This window comes from Amycolatopsis sp. NPDC004169 (genome assembly GCF_040610315.1).
Taxonomy (GTDB): domain Bacteria; phylum Actinomycetota; class Actinomycetes; order Mycobacteriales; family Pseudonocardiaceae; genus Amycolatopsis.
The window spans coordinates 120,283-144,156 of the sequence record NZ_JBEXMD010000007.1; the positions used below are offsets into that span (position 1 = coordinate 120,283).

Annotated in this window: 21 protein-coding genes; 11 read left to right on the forward strand and 10 right to left on the reverse strand. The window is 72.4% G+C overall.

Annotation, left to right across the window (positions count from 1 at the left end):
- Genes ABZX11_RS11790 through ABZX11_RS11800 form a run of 3 tightly spaced genes read right to left on the reverse strand, consistent with a single transcriptional unit; the run spans position 1 to position 4,654 of the window.
- Positions 1–2,031, reverse strand: coding sequence for a hydantoinase/oxoprolinase family protein (locus ABZX11_RS11790; protein ID WP_354912362.1), 2,031 nt, complete (start codon positions 2,029–2,031; stop codon positions 1–3).
- Positions 2,028–3,587, reverse strand: a complete 1,560-nt coding sequence (locus tag ABZX11_RS11795; RefSeq protein ID WP_354912365.1) for a hydantoinase B/oxoprolinase family protein — start codon at positions 3,585–3,587, stop codon at positions 2,028–2,030. The genes ABZX11_RS11790 and ABZX11_RS11795 overlap by 4 nt, the downstream gene beginning before the upstream one ends.
- Entirely contained in the window at positions 3,584–4,654 is a 1,071-nt protein-coding gene (locus tag ABZX11_RS11800; protein WP_354912368.1) for a tartrate dehydrogenase, read from the reverse strand. The genes ABZX11_RS11795 and ABZX11_RS11800 overlap by 4 nt, the downstream gene beginning before the upstream one ends.
- Positions 4,655–4,740: 86 nt before the next feature.
- Between ABZX11_RS11800 and ABZX11_RS11805 the strand changes: the two genes are divergently transcribed.
- On the forward strand, positions 4,741–5,643 hold the full coding sequence (locus ABZX11_RS11805; RefSeq protein ID WP_354912371.1) for a LysR substrate-binding domain-containing protein: 903 nt from the start codon (positions 4,741–4,743) through the stop codon (positions 5,641–5,643).
- A gap of 7 nt (positions 5,644–5,650) precedes the next feature.
- Here ABZX11_RS11805 and ABZX11_RS11810 read toward each other — a convergent pair whose 3' ends face one another.
- Entirely contained in the window at positions 5,651–6,682 is a 1,032-nt protein-coding gene (locus ABZX11_RS11810; RefSeq protein WP_354912374.1) for an aldo/keto reductase, read from the reverse strand.
- 65 nt (positions 6,683–6,747) lie between these two features.
- On the opposite strand from ABZX11_RS11810, the gene ABZX11_RS11815 reads away from it, so the two are divergent.
- The 3 genes from ABZX11_RS11815 to trpA all read left to right on the forward strand — a co-directional run bounded on the left by ABZX11_RS11815 (position 6,748) and on the right by trpA (position 9,631).
- Entirely contained in the window at positions 6,748–7,284 is a 537-nt protein-coding gene (locus ABZX11_RS11815) for a TetR family transcriptional regulator (protein ID WP_354912377.1), read from the forward strand.
- Positions 7,285–7,598: 314 nt separating this feature from the next.
- Complete coding sequence (gene trpB / locus ABZX11_RS11820) at positions 7,599–8,822, forward strand: tryptophan synthase subunit beta (RefSeq protein ID WP_354912379.1); 1,224 nt, start codon at positions 7,599–7,601, stop codon at positions 8,820–8,822.
- Positions 8,819–9,631, forward strand: coding sequence for a tryptophan synthase subunit alpha (gene trpA / locus ABZX11_RS11825; RefSeq protein WP_354912382.1), 813 nt, complete (start codon positions 8,819–8,821; stop codon positions 9,629–9,631). The genes trpB and trpA overlap by 4 nt, the downstream gene beginning before the upstream one ends.
- A gap of 293 nt (positions 9,632–9,924) precedes the next feature.
- On the opposite strand, the gene ABZX11_RS11830 is transcribed toward trpA, so the two are convergent.
- A complete protein-coding gene (locus ABZX11_RS11830; RefSeq protein ID WP_354912384.1) occupies positions 9,925–10,653 on the reverse strand; it encodes an SDR family NAD(P)-dependent oxidoreductase in 729 nt (242 codons plus the stop codon).
- An 87-nt stretch (positions 10,654–10,740) separates the two neighbouring features.
- Here ABZX11_RS11830 and ABZX11_RS11835 point away from each other — a divergent pair, with 87 nt between their 5' ends.
- Positions 10,741–11,343 (forward strand): TetR/AcrR family transcriptional regulator, encoded by a 603-nt coding sequence (locus tag ABZX11_RS11835; protein WP_217709554.1) that lies wholly within the window; start codon positions 10,741–10,743, stop codon positions 11,341–11,343.
- Here the strand turns inward: ABZX11_RS11835 and ABZX11_RS11840 are convergent.
- From ABZX11_RS11840 to ABZX11_RS11855, 4 genes are all read right to left on the reverse strand, one after another.
- Complete coding sequence (locus ABZX11_RS11840; RefSeq protein ID WP_354912386.1) at positions 11,265–12,734, reverse strand: MFS transporter; 1,470 nt, start codon at positions 12,732–12,734, stop codon at positions 11,265–11,267. The genes ABZX11_RS11835 and ABZX11_RS11840 overlap by 79 nt on opposite strands.
- Positions 12,731–13,615, reverse strand: coding sequence for a helix-turn-helix transcriptional regulator (locus ABZX11_RS11845; RefSeq protein ID WP_354912388.1), 885 nt, complete (start codon positions 13,613–13,615; stop codon positions 12,731–12,733). The genes ABZX11_RS11840 and ABZX11_RS11845 overlap by 4 nt, the downstream gene beginning before the upstream one ends.
- Before the next feature lie 123 nt (positions 13,616–13,738).
- The gene (locus tag ABZX11_RS11850; protein ID WP_354912390.1) at positions 13,739–16,702 is read right to left on the reverse strand and encodes a trypsin-like serine protease; all 2,964 of its coding nucleotides are present in this window, start codon (positions 16,700–16,702) and stop codon (positions 13,739–13,741) included.
- A 137-nt stretch (positions 16,703–16,839) separates the two neighbouring features.
- A complete protein-coding gene (locus ABZX11_RS11855) occupies positions 16,840–17,718 on the reverse strand; it encodes an XRE family transcriptional regulator (RefSeq protein ID WP_354912392.1) in 879 nt (292 codons plus the stop codon).
- Between the two features lie 137 nt (positions 17,719–17,855).
- Between ABZX11_RS11855 and ABZX11_RS11860 the strand changes: the two genes are divergently transcribed.
- A complete protein-coding gene (locus tag ABZX11_RS11860; RefSeq protein WP_354912394.1) occupies positions 17,856–18,743 on the forward strand; it encodes an XRE family transcriptional regulator in 888 nt (295 codons plus the stop codon).
- Positions 18,744–18,881: 138 nt separating this feature from the next.
- Complete coding sequence (locus tag ABZX11_RS11865) at positions 18,882–19,409, forward strand: CHAP domain-containing protein (protein WP_354912396.1); 528 nt, start codon at positions 18,882–18,884, stop codon at positions 19,407–19,409.
- Positions 19,410–19,676: 267 nt separating this feature from the next.
- Here the strand turns inward: ABZX11_RS11865 and ABZX11_RS11870 are convergent, their stop codons facing one another.
- On the reverse strand, positions 19,677–20,249 hold the full coding sequence (locus ABZX11_RS11870) for a hypothetical protein (RefSeq protein ID WP_176170550.1): 573 nt from the start codon (positions 20,247–20,249) through the stop codon (positions 19,677–19,679).
- Between the two features lie 276 nt (positions 20,250–20,525).
- Here ABZX11_RS11870 and ABZX11_RS11875 point away from each other — a divergent pair, with 276 nt between their 5' ends.
- From ABZX11_RS11875 to ABZX11_RS11890, 4 genes are read left to right on the forward strand one after another with little or no spacing between them, the layout of a single operon-like run.
- Positions 20,526–21,470 (forward strand): helix-turn-helix domain-containing protein, encoded by a 945-nt coding sequence (locus ABZX11_RS11875; RefSeq protein ID WP_354912398.1) that lies wholly within the window; start codon positions 20,526–20,528, stop codon positions 21,468–21,470.
- 57 nt (positions 21,471–21,527) lie between these two features.
- Positions 21,528–22,295: a MoaF C-terminal domain-containing protein gene (locus ABZX11_RS11880; protein ID WP_354912400.1), complete on the forward strand. Its 768-nt coding sequence runs from the start codon at positions 21,528–21,530 to the stop codon at positions 22,293–22,295.
- Between the two features lie 11 nt (positions 22,296–22,306).
- On the forward strand, positions 22,307–22,702 hold the full coding sequence (locus tag ABZX11_RS11885) for a nuclear transport factor 2 family protein (protein ID WP_354912402.1): 396 nt from the start codon (positions 22,307–22,309) through the stop codon (positions 22,700–22,702).
- Positions 22,699–23,871, forward strand: a complete 1,173-nt coding sequence (locus tag ABZX11_RS11890) for an ABC transporter substrate-binding protein (protein WP_354912404.1) — start codon at positions 22,699–22,701, stop codon at positions 23,869–23,871. Before ABZX11_RS11885 ends, ABZX11_RS11890 begins: the two co-directional genes overlap by 4 nt.
- The last annotated feature ends 3 nt before the right edge of the window (positions 23,872–23,874 follow it).

Consider the following 23,874-nt stretch of genomic DNA (forward strand, 5'->3'; position numbering starts at 1 on the left):
TCACCCGATGTCCGCGAACAGCGTCAGGTCGTCGCCGACGCGGATGCGGCAGTCCGGCCCGAAGGAGCAGGAGGACTCCCGTTCCTCGAAGACGGCAGGCCCGGTGAGTTCCGTGCCCGGCCGCAGCCGGTAGCGGTCCCACACGGTGGCCCGCACCCGGCCGTGGCCGGGGAAGTGCACCTCCCGCTCGCCCCGCCGGGGGTCGCCGTCGGCGGGTGCGCACCCCAGCCCGACGTCGTGGCCGGGCAGGTCCGCGGTCAGGCGCCAGTCGACGACCTCGACGGGCCCGTCGAGCGTCCGTCCGAACGCCTCGCGGTACGCCACTTCGAAGGCCTCCCGGAGATCACCGCCTTCGGGCAGGCCGACCTCGAGCGCGGCGCCCTGGCCGAGGTAGCGCAGGTCGGCGGACCGGCGCAGGCGCACCCCGGGGCCGAGTACCGCGGCCGCCTGCTCCGCCATCTCGCCGTAGAGGGCGGCCACCCGCTTCCAGTCCACTTCGGACAGTGGCGACGGCAGGCTGCGGGCCAGGTCCACCGTCGGCGCGGCGACGAGGAACCCGTAGGCGGACATCACGCCCGCGCGCATCGGCACGATCACCCGCCGGATCTTCAGCTGCTTCGCCAGGCCGTAGGCGTGCACCGGGCCCGCGCCGCCGAACGCCACCAGGGCGAACCCGGCCGGGTCCCGGCCGTGCTCGGCCAGGTGCATCCGGGCGGCCGCGGCCATGCTCGCCGTCGCGACCTCGACGATGCCGGCGGCCGCGCCGGTCTCGTCGAGCCCCAGCGGGTCGCCGACGTCCCTGGCCACCGCCTTGCGGGCTTCGGCGGCGCGCAGCCGCAGCTCGCCGCCGAGGAACGCGTCCGGGTCGAGGTAGCCGAGCACGACGTCGGCGTCGGTGACCGTCGGCTGCTCGCCACCGCGGCCGTAGGCGACCGGCCCCGGCACCGACCCGGCGCTGCGCGGCCCGACCTTGAGCAGGCCCAGCGGGTCGGGCGCGGCGATCGACCCGCCGCCCGAGCCGATCTCGATCAGGTCCACGACGGTCAGCTTGACCGGCAGTCCCGAGCCGGGCTTGAACTTGTCGACGCGGCCCGCCTCGAAGTCGTGCTTGCGCCGCGGCTCGCCGCCGCTGACGATCGCGATCTTGGCCGTGGTGCCGCCCATGTCGAACGAGAGGACGTCCGGCTCGCCGGCCCGGCGGGCCACCGCGGCGGCGGCGATCGCCCCGGCCGCGGGACCGGATTCGAGCAGGCGGACGGGGAACGCCTTGGCGTCCTCGACCGTCGTGACCCCGCCGCCGGAGAGCATGATGTGCAGCGGTGCCTCGATCCCCAGCGTGGTCAGGCCGGCCCGCAGCGCGTCGAGGTAGTGCGCCACCAGCGGCTGGACGTAGGCGTTGAGGCACGCCGTGCTCGCCCGCTCGTACTCGCCGATGACCGGGGTGACCGCGCTGGAGAGGGTGACCGGCAGGCCCGGGTGGGCCCGCGCGAGCAACTCGCGGACCCGGCGTTCGTGCCGGTCGTCGCGGTAGGCGTGCAGCAGCGCGACGGCCAGCGCTTCGACGCCGTGCGCCAGCAGGTCCGCCACCTGCGCCAGCACGGCGTCTTCGTCGAGCGGTGTCAGCTCGGTGCCGTCGGCGGTGAGCCGGCCCGGCACGCCGCGGCACAGGTGGCGCGGCACCAGCGGGGGCGCCGGGCGGGCGTGCAGGTCGGTCGGGTCGAAGCGGATCTCGCGGGCCATCTCCAGGGTGTCGCGGAAGCCATCGGTGGTGAGCAGGCCGACGACCGCGCCGGTGCGTTCGAGCAGCGTGTTCGTCACCAGGGTGGTGCCGTGGACGACGCCCGCGACGTCACCCGGGTCCGTTCCGGTCTCGGCCAGCAGCCGGGTGATGCCCGCGGTGATCGCGTCGTGCGGCGCGTGCGGGGTGGTGGGCAGCTTGCCGGGCCAGGTCAGGCCGCGGGCGGGGTCGTGCAGCAGCAGGTCGGTGAACGTGCCGCCGACGTCGACGCCGATCCGGGCGGTGCGGCTCATCGGCCAGCCTCCGGTGCGCCGTAGCCGCCGCCACCGGCGAACGAGATGACGACCGTGCCGCCGGGGGCCAGCTGCGAGATCGACTTCAACGGGACGCGGTCGCCGTTGTCCAGCACGACCTTGGCCGTGGCACCCGGCCCACCGCCGTCGACGCCGAGCGCCGGGTGTCGTTCGCGGTCGCCGAGCAGCACCAGCTGCACCGGGCGGCTGGTCGGGTTGTGCACTTCGATGTCCTGGCCGAGCCCACCGCGCCGGCGTCCCGCGCCGCCGGACCCCTCCCGCAGCTCCTTGCGGACGAACCGCAGCGGCGACGCGGCTTCCATCGCCTCGACGCTGCCGCTGCCGGAGTTGGTCGGGAACGCCGTCGCCGAGAGGCCGTCCTGGTCCTTCGAGGCACCCATCCCGGCGTTGGCGAAGAGCATCTGCGCGAACGGGCGGCCGGCGTCGTCGACCCCGGCGAAGCGGACGCGCAGGGCAGGCGCTCCCCCGCTGTCGGCGATGACCCGGTCCGGCAGCACCGGCGCGAGCGCGCGGTAGATCGCGCAGGAGAGCAGGTGCCCGGTCAGGTGCCGCGCGACGACCGGTGCCGGGAACCGCGGGTTGACGATCGTGCCTTCGGGCGCGGTCACGGTGATCGCGCGGTAGGAGCCCCAGTTGGTGCGCGTGGCCGGGTCGAGCAGGATCTTCAGCGGGTACACCGAGTACGCGCGGGTGTAGTTCAGCGTCGAGTTGGTGGCGAACGGGACCTGCGGCGAGGTTCCGGTGTAGTCGATCGCGATCGTGTCGCCGCTGACGGTGACCGTGCACTCGATGTGCGTGGGGTGGCCTTCGACGCCGTCCGCGTCGACACCCGCGCGGTAGACGCCGTCGGGCAGCTCGCGGGTCGCCGCGCGCGTCGCCGCCTCGGTCATCGCGTGCACCTGGCCGGCGAAGTCGTCGAAGCCGTCCTCGCCGAAGTCCTCGAGGAACTCCTGGGCGCGCCTGCGGCAGACGGCGTGCGCGGCGGCCTGGGCTTCGAGGTCGCCCCACAGCTCGCCGGCGAGGCGGACGTTGGCCAGCAGGAGGTCCTTGACGCCCTGCTCGACGCGGCCCGCGCGGAACAGCCGGACCGGCGGGATCAGCAGGCCCTCGGACATCAGGTCGGTGGCGGCGAGCGACGGCGTCCCGCCGATGTCCGGGGAATGCGCCGCGGTGCCGGTGAAGCCGACCAGTGCGCCGCGGTGGAAGACCGGCGCGAGCATGGCGATGTCGGGCAGGTGGCCGGTCGCGATCCACGGGTCGTTGGTGATGACGACGTCGCCGTCCTGCCACTCCTGGGCCGGGAACCGCTGCAGCACCAGCGAAGTCAGCGAACTCATCAAGGCGGCGAAGCCGGGGATGCCGGCCCGTGACTCGGCCATCGTGCGGCCGCGGCGGTCCATCAGCACGACGGTGTAGTCGTTGGATTCGCGGATGATCGTCGAGAACGCGGTGCGCAGCATGGTCGACGCGGCTTCGTCGGTCGCCGCGGCGAGCCGGTCCCAGCGGACCTCCAGGCCGATCGGGTCGACGCTCACGCGAGCACCCGCTCGGCGATGGCCTTCCCGAGCCCCTCCGTCGTCCCCGTTCCGCCGAGGTCGGGCGTGCGCACGTCCGGCTGCTCGTCGAGCACGCTCTCGATGGCCGCGACGACCCGCGCGGCGGCCTCCGGCTCGCCGAGGTGGTCGAGCATCATCGCCCCGCTCCAGATCTGCCCGACCGGGTTGGCGATCCCGCGTCCGGCGATGTCGGGGGCCGACCCGTGGACCGGCTCGAAGAGGCTCGGCCAGGTGCGGTCCGGGTTGATGTTGGCGCTCGGGGCGATCCCGATCGTGCCGGTGCACGCGGGCCCGAGGTCGGAGAGGATGTCGCCGAAGAGGTTGCTGGCCACGACGACGTCGTAGTTCTCCGGGCTCAGCACGAACTTCGCCGCCAGGATGTCGATGTGGTCCTTGTCCGCCGTGACGTCCGGGTACCGGGCGGCCATCACGGCCGCGCGTTCGTCCCAGTAGGGCATCGAGATCGAGATGCCGTTGCTCTTGGTCGCCCACGTCAGGTGCTTGCGGGGCCGGGTGGCGGCGAGGTCGAAGGCGTAGCGCAGCACCCGGTCGACGCCGGTGCGGGTCATCACCGTCTCCTGCAGCACCGTCTCGCGGTCGGTGCCCTCGAAGATCCGGCCGCCGATGCTGGAGTACTCGCCCTCGGTGTTCTCCCGCACGACGAGGAAGTCGATGTCGCCGGGTTCGCGGTCACGCAGCGGGGCGCGCACGCCCCGCAGCAGCCGGACCGGCCGCAGGTTGACGTACTGGTCGAAACCGCGGCGGAACTTGAGCAGGCTGCCCCACAGCGACACGTGGTCGGGCACCACCGCGGGCCACCCGACCGCGCCGAAGTAGATCGCGTCGAAGCCGGCCAGCACGTCGTGCCAGTCCGGCGGGAGCATCTCGCCGTGCTCCAGCCAGTATTCGGCGGAGGCGAAGCCGAATTCGGCCGTCTCCAGTTCGAAGCCGTGGACGGCGGCCGCGGCCCGCAGGCAGCGCAGGCCTTCCGGGACGACCTCGCGCCCGATGCCGTCGCCGGGGACGACCGCGATGCGGTGGGTCACGCAACCTCCTCGAAGCCGGGTCCCTCCACTGTGGGCGGTGGCACGGCGCCTGGCAAGAACGCGCGCGGCAACCTATCCTTTCTCCTGTGGAAAGACTGGACGACCTCGGCTTCTTCCACGTCGTCGCGGTCAGCGAGACGCTCACGGCCGCCGCGCGCGAGCTCGACGTCTCGCTGCCGGTGGTCAGCAAGCGCCTGAAGGCACTGGAACGCCGCCTCGACGTCCGCCTGGTCCACCGCGGCGCGCGCCGGCTCACGCTGACGTCCGAAGGACGGCTCTACGCCGCCCGCGTCGAAGCCATCCTCGACCAGGTCCGCGAGCTCGACGACCTGGTCAGCCACTCGTCCGGCGAGTTGCGCGGCTCGATCGTCGTCCAGGCGACGCTCGGGCTGGGCCGCGCGCACGTCGCCCCGCTCATCGGCGAGTTCGCCGCCCGCCACCCGCAGGTGCGGATCCAGCTGCGCACGTCGGCGCTGCCGCTGCGACCCCACCGGCGCGAGTTCGACCTCGCCGTGCACGTCGGCACGCCACCGGATTCCACGCTGCGGATGCGCCGGCTGGCCCGCAACCGCCGGGTCCCGTGCGCCGCACCATCCTATGTGGAGCGACGCGGCGCGCCGGAGCGGATCGAGGACCTGACCGCCCACGACTGCATCGTGCTGCGCGAGAACGAGGGCGACTTCGCCGTGTGGCGCTTCGGCAGCACGACGAAACCCCGTCAGGTCCGGGTCCGCGGCACCCTGTCGAGCAACGACGGCGACATCGTGACCGACTGGGCATTGCAGGGCCGCGGGATCGTGATGCGCTCGGAGTGGCAGGTCCGGTCCCACCTGGACAGTGGCGCACTGATCCGGCTCCTGCCCGGCGTGCCCACCCCACCGGCCGATATTCACGCTTTGCTGGCCGACGACGTCCACGTGCCGAGGCGCACCGAGGAGCTGATCGCCTACCTGGCCGCCCGGCTCCCGGAGCGGCTTTCTCCGTCGTGAAAGTGACTCACTGCACGGGAACGGCCGGGGTTTCGAGGAGGCTCCGATCACCGTCGAGGCCGTGGGCCAGCGCGGCCGCCACGTCGTCGTGGGGCGTCCCCAGCGGGACCGCGCCCACCTCCGTCAGCCACCGGTGGTGCTCGTCGGCGAGTTCGACGTCCAGTGCGGCGAGGTACCCCTGCAGGTGGGCCGGGGTGCGCGGGCCCACGATCGGGACCATCGACGTCCGGGCCTCGGCGGCGCGGCGGCGAAGCCAGGCCAAGGCGACCTGGACCGGGCCGGTCCCGGTCTTCCCGGCGACGTCGAGGACCGCGTCCAGCACCGCGGACCGCCCGGCGTCCGGTGCCCGGCCGCTGAGCCGCCCCTGCTCGCCGCGCCGGTACTTGCCGGTCAGCAGGCCGCCGGCCAGCGGCGAGTACAGGACGACGCCGAGCCCGTGCGCCTCGGCCATCGGGAGGAGCTCCCGCTCCGCGGACCGCTCGGCCAGGCTGTACTCGGTCTGGATGCCGGCCAGCACCGGGTACCCGCCCAGCTCCGACCGGACCGCGGCACCGGCGACCCGCCAGGCCGGGAAGTTCGAGAGCCCGCCGTAGCGGATCTTGCCCGCGCGGATCAGGTCCTCGAAGCCCGCCAGGATCTCGGCCACCGGCGTCACGCCGTCGGGGAAGTGCGGCATGAAGACGTCGACGTAACCGGTCTTCAAGCGGCGCAGGCTGTCCTCCAGGGAGCGGATCATCGTCTTGCGGCTGTTGCCGGTGGCACCCGCCCGGACCGCACGCCTGCTCCCGCTGTACTTGGTGATCAGCACGAAGTCGTCGCGCTCGCGGCCGAGGAGGTCGCCGAGGACGGTCTCGGCTTCGCCGTCCTGGTAGATGTTCGAGACGTCGAACGTGGTGCCCCCGGCCGCGACGAACGACTCGAAGATCGCCTTCGCGCCCGTGAGCCCCGCGGCCGTGGGTGCCGAGCCGAAGTTGGCCGTGCCGAGCACGTACTCCGAGATCCGCACCCCGCTGTGCCGCCCGAAAGCCTGGTAGCGCACGTGAAAGCCTCCTCGAGCCGGTATGGTGGCGACGTTAGCACAAAAAAACGAATGGTCGTTCTTTTATGCCGAGAGTCACCCAGGCCCACCTCGACGCCCGCCGCCGCCAGATCCTCGACGCGGCCCGCGCCCGCTTCGCCACGCACGGCTTCGCCCGGACGTCCATGACCGACCTCGTCGAAGCCTCCGGCCTGTCCATCGGGGCGATCTACCGGTACTTCAAGAGCAAGGACGAGATCGTCGCGGCCATCTGCGAACAGTCGACCCAGGCGCTGCCCGCCGAGCTGACCGCCGCGTCGGTGCGCGAGTTCGTCGAGCACATCCGCACACTGGCCCATGCGGAGGACCACGCCCGGCTGGTCGCGCAGATCTACGCCGAAGCCGCCGTGTCCCCGCCGCTCGCGGACCTCGTCCACCGGCAGCTCGACGACCTGCGCGCCGAGGTCGCCGCACTGCTGCCCGGCCGCGAGCCCGCCGACGCGGCCCGGATCGCCGAAGCTTTCGTGGCACTCTGCCACGGCTACACCCAGCAGCTCGCCGTCCGCGGCGACGTCGACCCCGCCCCCTTCACCTCGGCGCTGGTGGCGATCATCGAGTCGTGACCGGAGCCACCCGAAGGGAGTTGCCGGAACCGGGCTCCGGCGAGCTAAGCTGCGGTCGTGCCCCTCACCGTCCGCTTCGCCCGTGGCCGCCGGCCGCGTGGCTGCCAGGCGCCCGCGCGGCGCGTGCGCGGACGCCGGGTGCGGTACGCGATCGGCTCCGAGGCGGGCCAGGTCGACGGGATGCGATGGCACCGCGTGCCGCGCGTCGCAAGGGATCACTGAGAACAGCGTGATCCCGCGCGTTCGTGCGCTCCGGTGATCCCCGACCAGCCACGAACCACCCGGGACGTCCCCGGGTCAGGAGCACTGCCACCATGGACTTCTTCTTCCCGGCCGCGCCGGGACACTTTCCCGACGCCAAGGGCTACTTCGGTGCCTTCGGCGGCCAGTTCGTCCCGCAGGCGCTCGGCGCCGCCGTCGACCAGGTCGCGGCCGAATACGAACGGGCGAAGGCGGATCCCGCCTTCGTCGCCCGGTTCGAGGACCTGCTCGCCCACTACGTCGGCCGCCCCAGCGCGCTCACCGAGGTGCCGCGCTTCGCCGCGCACGCCGGGGGCGCCCGCGTCTTCCTCGAGCGCGAAGACCTCAACCACACCGGCTCGCACAAGGTGAACAACGCGCTCGGCCAGGCGTTGCTCGCGCAGCGGATGGGCAAGACCCGCGTCATCGCCGAGACCGGCGCCGGATCGCACGGCGTCGCGACCGCCACCGCCTGCGCGCTGGCCGGTCTCGCCTGCACCGTCTACATGGGAGAGACGGACATCCGCCGCCAGGCGGTCAACGTGGCGCGGATGGAACTGCTCGGCGCCGAGGTGGTGCCGGTGACGTCGGGGTCGCGCACGCTCAAGGACGCCATCAACGAGACGTTCCGCGACTGGGTCGCCCACGTCGAGGACACGCACTACCTGTTCGGCACGGTCGCCGGGCCGCACCCGTTCCCCGCCATGATCCGCGACTTCCAGCGCGTCATCGGCGTCGAAGCCCGCCGCCAGCTCCTCGAGCGGACCGGACGCCTTCCCGACGCCGCAATCGCTTGCGTCGGCGGCGGATCCAACGCGATCGGCCTGTTCCACGCGTTCCTCGACGACCCCGGTGTGCGCCTGATCGGCTGCGAAGCCGCCGGACACGGGGTCGACAGCGGGGAGCACGCGGCGTCGCTGTCGGCGGGCGAACCCGGCGTCCTGCACGGTTCCCGCTCGTACGTCCTGCAGGACGACGAAGGGCAGATCCGCGAAGCCTGGTCGATCTCGGCCGGGCTCGACTACCCCGGCGTCGGACCGGAACACGCGCACCTGCACGACTCCGGCCGCGCCGCCTACCGCCCGGTCACCGACGACGAAGCCATGACCGCGTTCCGCCTGCTCGCCACGACCGAGGGGATCGTCCCCGCGATCGAAAGCGCGCACGCACTCGCCGGGGCCCTGCAGGCCGGCGCCGAACTCGGCCCGGACGCCCTCCTGCTGGTGAACCTCTCCGGCCGCGGCGACAAGGACATGGACACCGCGGCGGTCCACTTCGGACTGGAGGGTGCGCGATGAGCCAGCGGCTGCTCACCGAGACCCTCGCCGCGACGAAGGCGGCCGGCCGGGCCGCGCTCGTCAGCTACCTGCCCGCCGGGTTCCCCACGGTCGACGGCGGGATCGCGGCGCTGCGGGCCACCCTCGACGCCGGCGCGGACATCGTCGAAGTCGGCCTGCCGCACAGCGACCCGGTGCTGGACGGCCCGGTCATCCAGACCGCCGACGACCGCGCACTGCGCGGCGGCGTCCGGATCGCCGACGTCCTGCGCACGGTCCGCGACGTCCACGCGGCCACGGGCAAGCCGGTGCTGGTGATGTCGTACTGGAACCCGGTGTCCCGCTACGGCGCCGAGCGGTTCGCGCGCGAGCTGGCCGACGCGGGCGGCTCCGGCTGCGTGCTGCCGGACCTGCCGGTGGCGGAGTCCGCGCCGTGGCGCCGGCACGCCGAGGAGCACGACCTGGCCACGGTGTTTGTGGTCGCACCGAGCAGCACGGACCGGCAGCTGGCGGACACGGCCGCGGCCGGCACCGGCTTCGTCTACGCGTCGGCGCTGATGGGGGTGACCGGGAAGCGCACATCGGTGGACGAGGCCGCCGCGGTCCTGACGCGCCGGCTGCGCGCGGTCACCGAGCTGCCGGTGTGCGTCGGGATGGGCGTGGCGGACGGGGAGCAGGCCGCCGAGGTCGCGGGATTCGCCGACGGGGTCATCGTCGGCTCCGCGCTGGTCGAAACGCTCCTCGCGACGGACGACGAGGCCATGGGCCGGGCCGGGCTCGAGCGGCTCACCGCCCGGCTCGCGGCTGGGGTGCGCACCCGCACCGCATGAGGTGGGCCGGGCCCGCGCCGCCGCGGGCCCGGCGCTCGCCGACGCCGCCATCGTCGGCTCAGCCCTGGTCGAAACACTCCTCGCCACGGACGACGAGGCCATGGGACAGGCCGGGCTCGAGCGACTCACCACCCAGCTCGCGGCCGGAGTGCGCACCCGCACCGCATGAGGTGGACCGCGCCCGGCTCGCGCGCCGCGTCGCCCGGCTCGCGGCCGCGGGTGCGCCGGGCCCGCGTCACCGTGGGCCCGGCACGCCGCGGGATGCCGCTGTCCCGCAGCTCACCCCCGAGGCGTCACCCGGCGAGTGCGGCGAAGTCGAACGCCTGCGGCGCCCCGGCGAGGGTCGCCTTCGCTTCGGCACCGAGGCGGTCCAGGATCTCGATCTCGCCGGCCTCCAGCCCGTCGAGCGCCGCTCGGGCGAGGTCGGCCGGGTCGTTCATGACCTCCTCGGGCAGCTCGAGCCCGGCCGCCCGCGCGTAGTCGCGCAGCGTGTCGGTCGCGATCAGGCCGGGGACGAGCGCCGCCACCAAGGTGCCCTGCGGCGCGAGCTCCACCCGGACGCCGTTGGTCAGCCCCCACTGCGCGGACTTCGCCGCGGCGTAGGACGTGTTGCCGTCGACCGTCGTCCACGCCGTGGCCGAGAGGACGTTGAGGATGGCGCCGCCGCCGTTGCGGGCGAGGATCGGGGCGAACGCCCGGATCATGGCCAGGGTGCCGTAGTAGTTCGAGTCCATCACCTGCTTGATCGCGCCGAGATCGCCGGTCGTGAGGTTGCCGCCGGCCGTGAACGCCGCGTTGTTGATCAGGACGTCCACGTCCGTGGCGGCCGCCGCCGCAGCGTCCACGCTCTTCTGGTCGGTGATGTCGAGGCGCAGCACCTCGGCGCCCGGAAGGTCGACCAGCTCGGGCCGGCGTGCGGTGGCGTAGACCTTCGCGCCCCGCCGCAGCAGTTCGTGCGCGAGGTGGTGGCCGAGTCCGCGGTTCGCGCCGGTGACGAGCGCGGTCGCGCCGTGCAGCTTCATCGTGTCCTCCATAAAATGACCGATCGGTCAACTTAAGGCGACGCTACACATAAAATGACCGACGGGTCAAGTTGCTAGGATGACACAGTGCCGCCTGCCACCCGCCGCCCGCGCTCCGACGCGATGCGCAACCGTGAACGCGTCCTGGCCGCGGCCGAGGAAGAGTTCGCCGAACACGGCATCGAGGCGTCGGTCTCGGACATCGCCCGCCGCGCCGGGCTCGCCAAGGGGACCGTCTTCAGCCATTTCGCGACGAAGGAGGAGCTGATCGTCGCGGTCGTGGCGAACCACCTGGCGGAACTGCGGGATGTCGCGGAGCGGCTGGCGAACGCCCCGGACGCCGGCGCGGCCCTGCTGGAGTTCTTGACGGTGGCCGGAGACCGCCGCCGGCAGCGCGACCTGACGTTCCTCCTGTCGGCCAGTGCCGACGACGCCGTGGTCACGGAAATCAGGAACAGCCTGCACGCGGACGTGAGCGCGCTGGTCGACCGGGCGCGTGCCTGCGGCGCCGTCCGCCACGACATCACGGGCACCGACGTGTACCTGCTGATCTGCGCGCCGGTGCACGTCGCCGAGAACCTGCCCGGCGCCCCTGCGGACCTGTGGCTGCGCTACCTGACGATCGTCTTCGACGGCCTCCGCCCGGAGGGCGCCAGCCCGCTGCCCCGTCCGGCACCGGACTGGACGTAGCCGTCCAGTGCCGGCACCCGTTCGGCGCGCAGCGACAGCAGGGCGGAGGCGAACAGCAGCGCGGCGATGAGGAGCGAGACCGCGGTGAGGGCGGCGCCCGACCCGTACGCGCCGGAAACGGCGTAGTAGAGACCGCCGATGACCGCGACCGACAGGGCCGCGCTGATCTGCAGGGTCGCGTTGACCAGGCCGCTGGCCAGGCCGGCGAAGGCACGCGGGATGTGGGTGACGGTGAGGCGGATCAGCGAGGGCAGGGCAAGCCCTTGCCCGAAGCCGATGAGCGCCAGGGGCGCAGCGGTCCACGCCGTGTGGCCGAACCCGGCGACGAGGCCGGCGAAGGCGAGGAAGCCGGCGGTCTCCAGGCCCAAGCCGAGTGCGGCGATCCGGCGCCCCATGACCCGCACGAGGTGGGCAACGGTCAGCGGGCCGATGAGGAAACCGATGCCCAGCGGCAGGATGTCCAGGCTCGCCTGCAGCGGCGTGCGGCCGGCCGTCTGCTCGTGTTCGGAGAAGACGAGGAAGAACGCGGCGATCGAGTAGAACAGGGCGACCGCCACGAGCGCGATCCGTACGCCGGGCGCCGTGACCGCTGCGGGTGGCACGAGGGGCGTCACGCGACCGCCGCCGCCGAGCGACGACTCGTAGCGCCAGAACCCGCGCAACAGGATGACGGCGGCGACGATCAGCACGAAGCACCACCACGGCCAGTCCAGGGCGCGCCCCTCGACCAACGGGATGACGATCCCGGCAAGGCCGGCGAAGAGCAGGATGGCGCCGGCCCAGTCCAGCCTTTCCCCGTCCCGGGTGTGCGGGTCGCGCAGGAACAGGCTGCCGAGGAGACCCACGGCCGCGACGGGCAGGTTGATGAGGAAGATCGCCCGCCAGCCCAGGCCCCAGAGGTCGGCGGTGACGAGGAGGCCACCCAGGGATTGGCCGATGACCGCGGCGAGCCCGAGGGTCGCACCGTGGAAGCCGAGGGCGACCGTCTGCTCGCGGCCGTCGAGGCTCGCGCGGATGAGGGCCAGCGACTGCGGCGCCATCAATGCGGCGGTCAGGCCTTGCAGGACGCGCCCGGCGAGGAGCAGCCAGGGTTCGCCTGCCGAGCCGCACAGCAGCGAGGCAAGGGCGAACCCGACGAGGCCGATGAGGAAAGCGCGCCGCCGCCCGTACAGATCGCCGAGCCGGCCGCCGAGGGTGAGCGTGACGGCGTAGGTGGCGGCGTAGCCGGCCACGATCTGCTGGCCGAGGAGGTCGCCACCGCCGAGGTCGTCTTGGATCGACGGGATGGCGAGGTTGACGACGAAGAAGTCCAGGGGCGGCAGCAGCGTGCCGGCCAGCAGGGTGACCACGCCGACCCACGTCCGGGCCGGGCTGTTCGAGGTCGAAGTCATTGCTCGGTCCCGCTTTCGGAGTGAGCGTCACCGTTTTCCAGTACCTCGTCCTGGCCGGAGCGGGCTGCCTGCTCGGCGAGACGGCGCAGGAGGACCAGGCCGTCGTGGCCGGCGCTGCCGGGCTCGGCGCTGTAGACGGACAGGTGCTGCCCGGGCGCGCTGGCGACGGCCAGCGTCTCGAAGTGCAGCCGCAGCTCCCCCACCTGCGGGTGCACGAAGTGCTTCACCTCGGTGGTGCGCGGACGCACTTCGTAGCGGGCCCACAGGTTCGCGAACGCCGGGCTGCGCACGGTCAGTTCCCCGACGACCCGCTCGATGTGCGCGTCCCCGGGGAACTGCGAGGAAGACGCCCGCAGGTTGCTCACCGCCAGCCGCGACGCGGCGTCCCAGTCACCGTAGAAGGACCTCGCGTACGGGTCCAGGAAGATCATGCGCAGCAGGTTGTCGTACCGGGCGAACCCGCGGTAGAGCTCCCGGGCCATCGCGTTCGCGGCGAGGACGTCCTGCGCCGCACCGACCAGGAAGGCGGGCACGTCCGCCAGGCCGTCCATCAGCCGGACCAGCTCCGGGGCGACGGTCAGCGACGTGGCCGTGCTCGCCCCGAACACGGGCAGGGCCAGCCAGAACAAGTGCCCCGCGGCGGCGTCGTCCAGCCGCAACGCGCTCGCGATCGACCGCAGCACCTGGTCGGAGGGGTGCCGCTCCCGCCCCTGCTCCAGCCGCACGTAGTAGTCGGTACTCACCCCGGCGAGCAGCGCCACCTCATCCCGCCGCAGCCCCGGCACCCGCCGGGGACCGTCGTCGGGCAACCCGACGTCCTGCGCCCGGAGCAGGGCCCGCCGCGCTCGCAGATAGTCACCGAGCTTGTTCTCACTGTCCACACCACCGACAGTAATGCGGCCCGAATCCCGGTACCTGGGTGCAAGGCACCCAGGTACCGGGGTGCCGAATGTGGGCGGCGGTGCCACCCCGTCCCCGGGGGTGGCACCGCCTGGTGGTGCGACTCAGCCGAACACGAACCAGAAGAACGCCGCCGACGCCTTCTTGCCCGCCGAATCCGTCACCGTCACGGTGACCTGCCGGCTGTCGGCTCGGGTCGGGGTGCCCGAGATGACTCCGGTGGCCGCGTTGAGGCTCAATCCGAGTGCCAGTGCGGTCGAGGACCACCGGTACCCGCCGGCACCGCCGGTGGCCTGCAGCGGCAGGTTCACCGCCTGGCCGGTCCAGCTGCTCTGGTTGCCCGGGTTGGCGAGTTTCAGCTCGGCGGGCTGCCCGCCGGTGACCGTCAGGCTGTAGTGCGCCGTCTGCGTCGACTTCGCGCTCTTGCCGGAGATCGTGACGTCGTACGTCCCGGCCGGGGTGCTCGCGCTCGTCGAGATCGTGAGCGTCGCGTGGCCGCCCACGTCCACGCTCGCCGGGCTGAACGCCGCCGTCGCGCCCGAAGGCAGGCCGGCCGCGGTCAGCGCGATCGCACCGGACGGCGGCGGGGTGTCGCCACCGGGCAGGTGCGGAGCGATGTCCGCCGCGTACGTCGAGACCCGGGCGTAGACGGCGTACCAGTCACAGCCCGTCGACATCCACGAGAACACGCCCACGACCGAGTTGCCGACCAGGTACGGGCCGCCGCTGTCGCCGACGCAGGCGCCGGCGTGGTGATCGGCGTACCCCGTGCACAGCATCGCCGGTGTCTTGTACTGCTCCTGCCCGTGCGGGTCGGTGTACCGGCCCCGGCACGCGCTGTCCGCCGCGACCGGGACGTCGGCCTGGCGCAGGACGTTGCTGTAGGTGTTGGCGCCCGTCTCGCCCCAGCCGATGGACAGGCCCTGCGTCCCGGCGGCTTCGAGACTCGGGTCGGTGTTGAGCTTCGGGTAGGTGATCCCGGCCGGGACCGGCATGTCCTTGTCGAGGGTGACGACGGCGATGTCGGCGCCCGCGCTCCAGTCCGTGTAGCCCGGGTGCACCCACTGCGAGGCGATTTCGGCGGTGGTGCCGGTGTTCTGCGTCAGGTCGTCGGCGCCGTAGACGAACCACTTGTGGCCGGGCTTCTCCAGCAGGCAGTGCGCGGCCAGCAGCACCGTGTGCGGCCCGAACAACGTGGCCGTGCAGGACTGCTGCCCCGGGAACGCCGAGCCCTCGCGCCGCATCGAGATGATGAACGGGTGCGCGGCCGTCGTGGTCGGGCTGCCGCCCACGACCGACGGCGAAGCGGACGAAGACGCCGTGGCGGTCGCGGTGACCGTGGTGCTCACCGAGCTGCCGGCGGCGACGCTGCCCGAAGTCGGCGAGGCGGACACGCCGAAGTCGCCGGTCGGGGGCGGCGGGGTGTCGCCGCCCCCGACCAGTTTCGCGCCGAGGGCGTCGGCCTTCGGCGAGCCCCAGCCGGTGCACAGGTCGTAGCCGGTGCCCGCGTTGTAGGTGCCGTTGCCGCCGGAGGTGACGTCGTGGAAGGTCGAGGCGTAGTCGGCCGAACCGGCGATCTTGTAGATGTTCGGGTTCAGCTGCCCGAGCCGGGACTTCCCGCTGCCGAGTGACTTCTGGTTCAGCATCGCCACGTACCCGGCCCACAGCGGCGAGGACAGGCTGGTGCCGCCGACGTCCTGCCAGCCGCCGTTCATGTACACCGAAAGCGCGCCGGCGCCGTAGTCGGCCAGCAGCGAGACGTCCGGCACCGAGCGGTACTGGCTGGTTCCCGGCTGCCAGTCCGGGCGCGCGTAGATCTTCGAGTACGCGCCGCCGGAGCGGGTGTTGCCGCTGCTGCCCTGGTTCCAGCACGACTCCGACTGCCAGGTGCCCGCGCTGTCGGAGGTGCGCAGCTGGGTGCCGCCGACGCCGGTGAACAGCGGGTCGCTGGCCGGGTAGTCGGCCTGGACGGTCTTGTTGTCGCCCTGGTAGCCGCAGCCGGTGGCACCCCAGTCGCCGGACGCCGAGAGCAGCGTGACGCCCTGGGCGGCGAGCTGGGTGTAGGAGTCGTGCGAGGCCGCGATCGGGTCGGACTCGCAGATCTCGCCGTTGAGCCACGAGCCCGACAGGATGGTGATCTTGTTGTCCGACGCGATCTTCGCCATCTCGTGCACCCACGCCTGGTCGGAGTTGGGCGCGGAGTAGACGATCTGCTTGGCCTTCGGGGCCGTGGCGGCCACGGCCTGGATGTCGAGGGTGACCTCCAGCTGGTCGCTGCCGGGGTTCGGGACGCCGCCGTCGACCTTCACCACCTCCGGCGTGACGGCAGGCTGCTTGAAGTACTGCGTCCAGGCGTCGATGTCCGACTGCTTGAAGGTGTCGAACTCGATCAGCCCGACCGTCTCCCCCGATCCGTCGTACGAGCCGGAAAGCCCGCTCATGCTGTAGGCGGTGCGCAGCTGCGCAGGGGTGTAGCCGCCGGCGGGCCCGGCCGGTCCCGCCGGCGAACCCGCGCGGTGCGCGGCCGGCCGGTTCGTCAGGCCGGTGACGCCGCGGACGACCGACGCGACGTCCGCCGGCACCGCCGCGGGCTCGGTGGCGTTGAAGAAGCGCTCACCCGTGGCCGACCGGAAGCCGGAAAGCGTGGTGGTGAAGGCGCTTTCGACCTGGCCCGGGGTACCCGACGCGGTGACGACCTGGCGGTTGCCCGTGACGTCGACGACCCGGAGTCCCTTGCCCGTCAGGTAGTTCCGCACGAAGTCGACCGCCCCGGCGGTGGGCCCGAACCGTTCGGTGTACTCCGCGGCGCCCAGGTAGTGGTGGTACAGCGGGGATCCCGGGTCGGCGGTCGCAGCGGCGTACCGTTCGGCTCCCGCTGCGTCCCGGGGTTTCAGCGCGACGGACACGGTGAGGTTTCCGGGGATCGCCGAGCCGTCCGGGGTGGCGCCGGCCGGGATGGCGGGAGCGGTGCCCAGCGGGACCAACGGGGGTGGCGCGGCCGCGGCCTGCGGCGGGGAAAAGGCCGTCGTCACCAGGAAGACGGCAGCGAGGAAGGCTGGTTTTCGCATGTGCTGCTCCGGGGAGGTGAGGAGGAATACAGCACCACGGACCGTAAGAACCGGGGTTCCCGATTTGCCAGCAGAAGTGACGGCCACACCGCGCCGGAGCGATATCCGCTGTTCAACGGCCGGTGTTCACAGAATTGCTACCACGCCCATTCGACACCGATGATGCCGGCTCCGACCTCCCGCGCCGCCACGGCCACGACCCTGCGGTCCGTCAGCCGCAGCCGGTGCACCTTCCTGCGCGGGGCCGCGAGATCACGCCGCTCGAAACGTTCGACGCTCCGCGGGACCGTCCGGCCGAACTGCACCTGACAGGTGTACATCGAAGCCGGCCGGGTCAGCCGGCGGTGGTAGCCGAGGGTGGGCAGGCCACGCGAGAAGACGAGTTCGTATTCCACGGCGGCGACGTCTCCGGCGGCCAGCTCCCGGTCGAAGAACAGCTCGGCCACCAGCAGGCCACCATCCACGTCCCTGCGGACCCGGCCCGCGCGGCAGCAGAACACGGCGGCGAAGCGCGGTGGCGGCCGGGTGATGTCCTCGGTCTGGTAGTACACCGGCATCCGCGTGACGCCGTCCGTGGTGGCCTCGGCGACCACCCGCACCCGCAGCAGGCGTTCCCGCTGGTCGTCGTCGACGACGAGTTCGTCGTGCACCGACCGCAGGTGGACGTCGTCCTCCGGCGGAAGCTCGAGCGCCGTCTGCCGCACCGACGGCCACAGCCGGCGCCGCTCCAGCAGCGGTGTCCGGCTCCCCTGCCGGAGGCACCGCGGCTGATCCGGTCCGAGCAACGACGTCAGGGCCCCGATGGTCAGCCCGAGCACCTGCTCGAGCTCGACGACCGCGCGCAGCGACGCCTCGCGCTCGGGCTTGGACCGCCCCATCCGCCAGTACACCAAAGCGCTGCGCGAGACCGAGACCCCGCGCGCGGCCAGGTGTTCGCGGACCCGGTCCAGAGTCAGCCCCGCGTCGCTGATCGCGGCGTCGAGGGCCCCGGCGAACGTTTCACGGGACGGCGGCACGGCGCTCACTGTGACGCCCGCGGGTCCGGCCGGCCACCGCCGTTCGTCGGAAATCGAGGTCACACCGTGGGAAGGGAGGTCGAGGAGCAGGACTTTCGTCGGTTCCACGAGGTCCTGCTCCTGATCATGCTGGACGGGTGAACCGGCCGTCGCCCGGCTCGTTCGCGGTCACGCTGGACGCCGCGATCGACGAATCCGGGTTGTCTCTCGAACGGCTCCAGCACCACCTCGCCGCCCGCGGGGTGCGGCTCTCGCGCTCGGCGCTGTCCTACTGGCAGCGCGGCCGGTCGCAGCCGGAACGCGACACGTCGATGGTCGCCGTCACGCAGCTGGAATCGGTGCTGGGCCTCGACGCCGGGACACTGACCTCGCGGCTCGGCCCCAAAGCGCCCCGCGGCCGCTGGCTCGGCGAGCCCGCCTGCCGGATCGAACGCCGCCGTCTGTGGCCGCAGCTGCGGGCCCTCGCCGGCGAGCTGAAGCCACCGCCGGACGGCCAGCTGTCCTTCTGGTCGATCCACGACCGCCTGCTGCTCGACGAGCACGGGGCCGAGCGCGCTCTGCAGGTCCGGATGGTCGCCGAAGCCACCGTCGACGGCGTCGACCGGCTGATGACCTACTACCAGGCCGACTCGGCCCTGACCGCCGATCCCCGCTACCACTACGTCCGCTCGGCGCGGCTGGGGCGGGTCTGCGTGGACCGCGCGACCGGGATGGTCGCCGGCGAGCTGCACCTCGCCCACCCGCTCGCGGTGGGCGCGGTGACCGTGGTGGAGTACGAGGTCCGCTTCCCGCCCGGGCCCCCGATCGACCACTACCACCGCCGGTTCACCCGGCCGATCGCGGAATACGTCTGCCAGGTGAGCTTCGGCCCGCGAGTGCCGCGCCACGTCCGTTCCTTCGAGCAGCGGGGGCTGGGCGGACCCGAGCACCCCGGCAGCCCGCTGTCGGCCGGGAGCACGCACGCGGCGACCCTCGCGCTGCGCGACGTCCGTCCCGGCATCTACGGCACCGGGTGGCAGTGGTGACGGCAATTCTGTGAACGGCTGACGCCGACCTGGGCGTTCGTGCCGCCGCCGACCTGTCGTTCACAAAGGCCTGGGCCGGGCGCGATCACGGACTTACCGTGACGGCGCATTCACTCCCCGAACAGGAAGGCCGTCACCATGCGCCGACCGTCCCGTGCCCTGCTCACCCTCGCCGCCGTCGTCGCCTTCGCCGCCAGCGGCACCGCCACCGCGACCGCCGCCCCCCACGCACAGCCGGCGTCGATGGCCGCCGAATTCGGCACGGTCCCCGCCGCGGCGACCGCCACCACCATCGGCGACATCTACCCCGCGAAGTGGCGCAACGTCCCCCAGGACTCCGTGGTCGACGACTGGAACATGTACAACCGCGAGTGCGTTTCCTGGGCCGCCTTCAACATCGCCCGCCACGGCGAGAGCGCGAACAACTACGGCGACGCCAAGTACTGGGACGACAACGCCCGCAACCAGGGCTACCGCGTCGACAACACGCCCACGGTCGGCTCGATCGCCCAGACCGACAACGGCCGCTACGGCCACGTCGCCATCGTGGACAGCATCCACGGCGGCACCATCACGGTCGAGGACTACAACTGGACCGGCGACGGCCACTACCTCGTCCACGACGTCAGCACGTCTTCCTTCCGCTACATCCACTTCTACGACTGACCGGGACGACGACACCGGGGCGGCCCGCCGACACGCACCCGCCGATCGGAGCGGCTCACCCCTCCCCCGCGCTGGCCGGTCGTGATGCGCAGCGTTCCCCTGGGCTGCACCCCGCACGGTCCGCCACCAGCCGGCGGCAGGACCGTGCGGAGCGCGCTCAGCCCACCAGCTGCTCCGCGACCGCGTCGCGGTGTGCGTGGAGCGGCTCGCTCCGTGCCGGGGCGCGCCGTCCGGGTGTCGCTGTCGACCTTCGAAATTCACCCAGGGTCAGGCGAGGGACGGCGCGGAATCCGCGGGCTCCGGCTCGGCCGGGCTCTCCCCCTCGGCCTCGCCGCCGTATCGGGCGTGCAGGTCCTCGACCGCCTCGGCGATCCGGCTCAGCTGGCTCAGCACCGCCTGGTGGGCGGCCCGGATGGCCGCGGCTTCTTCTTCGGCGCGGGAGACGATGAGTTGCGCCTCCCGCCGCGCGGTGCGCTCGGTTTCCTCGCGGGCACTCTCCGCTTCGGCGGCCGTCTTCTCGGCCGCCGACAGGATTTCCTCGCTCTCGCGGCGGGCCTGTTCTTTGATCTCCGCGGCCTCGGATTTCGCGACCTCGAGAATCTTTTCGATCCGCCTGCCCAGTCCGGCGGCACCATCCGGTTCCGCGGCCCGCGGCGCCGGCACCTGGGCCTTGGCCAGCCGGCGCTCGGCGACCCGTCGCGCCTTCTCGTGCCGATCCACGCGCTTCTCGGCCACGCGCACGTATTCGTCCACCTGCCTGCGGTCGTACCCCCGCAGGACGATCGGGAACCGGACGTCGGACTCCGGCGGGGCCTCGGGTTCGGAAACCGTGTTCTCCATGCACCGAGTGTCGGCAAGATCGAGACGACCGGCAATCCGAAAACACCCGTCCACACGCCCGCGGCCCACTTTCGAAGGAATCTCGCCGATCGATGTTTCCGGCGGCGCGAAAGGGTCACCGGCGCCATTCCCAGAGGCCGTCCACCACGGGGCGTCCCGGCCGACGGAGGACCGGTGACGGCGAACCCGAGGCTGCGGGCAGGCCGAGCATTGTCGCCGGAGATCGTATCGCTTATCGTATACGACGCTACCTCCTCCCGACGCTGCGAGGTGACCGTGCCTGCCCCGACGACCCTCATCGCCCGCGACTTCACCGAATTCCGCGCCGCGGTCTCCCAGTCCTTCGTGCCGCTGCACGTGACCGCGGGCGGTGACGGGTTCCGCGGCCGGATCCGCTCGTCGGTGGCCGATGACGTGCAGGTTTCCGAGGTCACCGCCTCGCCCCACGTCGTGGAGCGCACGCCGGAGCTGATCGCGCGCGCCGAGCGCCGCTACTACAAGCTGAGCCTGATCCTGGCCGGCACCGGGCTGCTGGTGCAGGACGACCGGCAGGCCGTGCTGCGCCCCGGCGACGTCGCCCTCTACGACACGCACCGGCCGTACTCGCTGGTGTTCGAAGAGGATTTCCGCACCCTCGTCGTGATGTTCCCGCAGCGGCTGATCGACCTGCCCGCCGAGCTGGTCGGGCGGCTGACCGCCGTCCGGATGTCGGGCAAGGAGGGCGTCGGCAACGTCGTCGTGCCGTTCCTCGCCCAGCTCGGTGGCAACCTCGAGCAGCTCGCGGGCCCCGCGGGCGCGCGGCTGGCGCACAGCGCCGTCGACCTGCTGTCCACCCTGGTCGCCACCGAACTGGACCTCGCGCGCGCGAACGCCGACCCGCACCACGAGCTGATGCGCCGCATCCGCGCCCACATCGACGCGAACCTGCAGTCGACCGACCTCACCCCGGCGCGGATCGCCGCCGAGCACTTCATCTCGACCCGCCACCTGCACGGGCTGTTCCAGGAGCAGGGCACCACCGTCTCCGGCTGGATCCGCACCCGGCGGCTCGAGCACTGCCGCCGCGACCTGCTGGACCCGGTGCACGCCGGCCGCCCGGTCGCGGCCATCGCCGCCCGCTGGGGGTTCGTCGACGCCGCGCACTTCAGCCGGGTGTTCAAGAGCGCGTTCGGCCGGGCGCCGAGCGAGCTGCGCCGGGAGTTGACCGTCAGCGTCCGGTAGTTGCCCGCCAGCGCGTGACCGCTCGCCCGGATCACGGGGCCGCCCGACGATGAGGCCATGCCCGAAGCCCCCTCCGACGACTGGCGCACCTACGACGAGTTCGCGGCCGGCATCGCCACCTACCGGCTGCCGAACGCCGACCTCACCGGCCGGGACGTCACGATCACCCTCGACGACGGCGAAACCCTCGCGCTGACCTTCAAGGACGCCGGGCACGTCGTGTGCAACGGCGTCGAAGACCCCTACGACGCCGTCGCCGTGCGCGACGACGTCTTCTTCGTGAACCTGCCGCTCACCAGCGTCGACGGCGAAGCGCTGACCGTCGTGTATTCGACGGCCACCCATCGCGCCCTCGCCGTCCGCTCGGTGATCGGCGCCGAGGACGTCGACGGCGTTCCCCGCGTCTCGCAGGACTTCCGGGCGGGAGTCACCGACGGCGGCGAACCGTCCGGGGCCGTGCCCGGGCCGTCGCGCGACCTGATCGGCAAGCGGAACCTCTACCGCTACAGCCCCGACCACCTCTACGAACACGTCTACGTCTCTTCGCAGCGCTACGCCTGGCAGTGCCTGGAAGGCGTGCAGCGCGGCCACGGCGACATGGACCTCTCGACCGTGTGGAAGTTCGCCGACGGCCTGTACCTGTTCTGCTTCCGCGAGTTCCGGATCGCCGTGGCGAGCGTCTGGCTGCACGACCTCGGCTACGCCCTGCGCACCACCGGCGTGTTCCTCGGCCTGACCGGCGACGGGGAGTCCGAGCACTCCCGTGCCGGCGGGCACATCTACCCGCTGGGCGCGGTGGCCTACCCCGACGCCCAACCCGTCTGAAGGAGCCACTCGTGTCCAATGTGGACGTCATCCGCGCGCACTACGCCGCCAGCGACGCCGGCGACCTGCCCGGCATGCTCGCCCCGCTCGGCCCCGGGACGACGTGGACCGAGGCGGCCGGGTTCCCCTACGCCGGCACCTACACCGGCCCGGACGAGGTGCGCGAGCACGTGTTCGAGGCCATCGGCCGGGACTGGGACGGCTACCGCTTCACCCTCGGCGACCTGCTCGACGCCGGGGACGCGGTGGTCGGCGTCGGCACCTACACCGGCACCCACCGCCGGACCGGCCGGTCCTTCACCGCCCGCGTCGCGCACCTGTGGCGCTTCGCGAGCGGCGAGGTCGTGTCCTTCGAGCAGATCGTCGACTCCGCGCCCATCGTGGCCGCCCTCCGGGAGCAGCAATGAGAAAAACCCTGCCCGTACTCGCGATCGCCGTCCTGCTGGCGGCCGCCGGCTGCGCCGGTTCCGAAGCCGGCGCGAACGGCCCGATCGTGGTCGGTTCGGTCAACGCGCTGTCCGGCGCGGCCACCTTCCCGGAGGCGTCCCAGGCCGCGAAAGCCGTGTTCGACGCGGCCAACGCGGCCGGCGGTGTCGGCGGCCGCAAGATCGAGTACAAGGCGATCGACGACAAGGGCGACCCGGCGGCCGCCGCGGCGGCCGCCCGCGAAGTGGTCGGCGGCGACCAGGCCGTCGCGCTCGTCGGTTCGTCGAGCCTGATCGAGTGCGAGATCAACGAGAAGTACTACGAGCAGCAGAAGATCCTGTCGATGCCGGGCATCGGCGTCGACCCGGCGTGCTTCTCCAGCCCGAACATCGCGCCGGTCAACGTCGGCCCGTTCCACGACATGACGCTCACCCTGCTCTACGGCTCGGAAGTGCTGAAGCAGGACGACATCTGCGCGTTGCTGGAGATCGCCGGCAACACGCTGCCGGCGTACCAGGCGGCCATCGCGGAGTGGACGAAGATCACCGGCAAGAAACTGAAGTACGTCGACTCGACCGTCCCCTATGGAGGGTCGGACTACACGCCCTACATCGTCAAGGCGCGGGCGGCGGGCTGCAAGGCGATCACCGTCAACCCGGTGGAACCGGACTCGATCGGCCAGCTCAAGGCCGCGCAGGCGCAGGGCTGGACCGACGTCACCTGGCTCCTGCTGACCAGCGTCTACAGCGAGAACTACGCCAAGGCGATCTCGAACGCGGGCGCCGGCGTGTACGTCCCGGCCGAGTTCTACCCGTTCACCGACGCGGCCGCCCCGGCCAACAAGGACTGGCGGGAGCTGATGGCGACGAACGGGATCCCGCTGACGTCGTTCAGCCAGGGCGGCTACCTGGCGGCGAAGTACTTTCTCGCCGTGCTGCGCGGCATGAAGGGCGACATCACGCGCGAGACGGTGTCGAAGGCGCTGCGCGAGATGCAGCCGATCAGCGACCCGATGGTCGGCACGCCGTACGTGTTCGGGCCCGCGCAGGCGCACCACGACAACACCGCGGGCTGGCCGATCAAGCTCGCCACCGGCGCCGGTAAGTGGGAGCTCGTGGCGCAGGACTGGCTCCGGATCCCCAAGCAGTAGGAG

Bases quoted from the DNA above. Each gene is read 5' to 3' on its own strand.
- ABZX11_RS11815 (WP_354912377.1), top strand. From the start codon at position 6,748: ATGCCGAGAGTCACCCAGGCCCACCTCGACGCCCGCCGCCGCCAGATC.
- ABZX11_RS11870 (WP_176170550.1), bottom strand. From the start codon at position 20,249: ATGGAGAACACGGTTTCCGAACCCGAGGCCCCGCCGGAGTCCGACGTC.
- ABZX11_RS11790 (WP_354912362.1), bottom strand. From the start codon at position 2,031: ATGAGCCGCACCGCCCGGATCGGCGTCGACGTCGGCGGCACGTTCACC.
- trpB (WP_354912379.1), top strand. From the start codon at position 7,599: ATGGACTTCTTCTTCCCGGCCGCGCCGGGACACTTTCCCGACGCCAAG.
- ABZX11_RS11880 (WP_354912400.1), top strand. From the start codon at position 21,528: ATGCCCGAAGCCCCCTCCGACGACTGGCGCACCTACGACGAGTTCGCG.
- ABZX11_RS11840 (WP_354912386.1), bottom strand. From the start codon at position 12,734: ATGACTTCGACCTCGAACAGCCCGGCCCGGACGTGGGTCGGCGTGGTC.
- ABZX11_RS11830 (WP_354912384.1), bottom strand. From the start codon at position 10,653: ATGAAGCTGCACGGCGCGACCGCGCTCGTCACCGGCGCGAACCGCGGA.
- ABZX11_RS11850 (WP_354912390.1), bottom strand. From the start codon at position 16,702: ATGCGAAAACCAGCCTTCCTCGCTGCCGTCTTCCTGGTGACGACGGCC.
- ABZX11_RS11865 (WP_354912396.1), top strand. From the start codon at position 18,882: ATGCGCCGACCGTCCCGTGCCCTGCTCACCCTCGCCGCCGTCGTCGCC.
- ABZX11_RS11890 (WP_354912404.1), top strand. From the start codon at position 22,699: ATGAGAAAAACCCTGCCCGTACTCGCGATCGCCGTCCTGCTGGCGGCC.
- trpA (WP_354912382.1), top strand. From the start codon at position 8,819: ATGAGCCAGCGGCTGCTCACCGAGACCCTCGCCGCGACGAAGGCGGCC.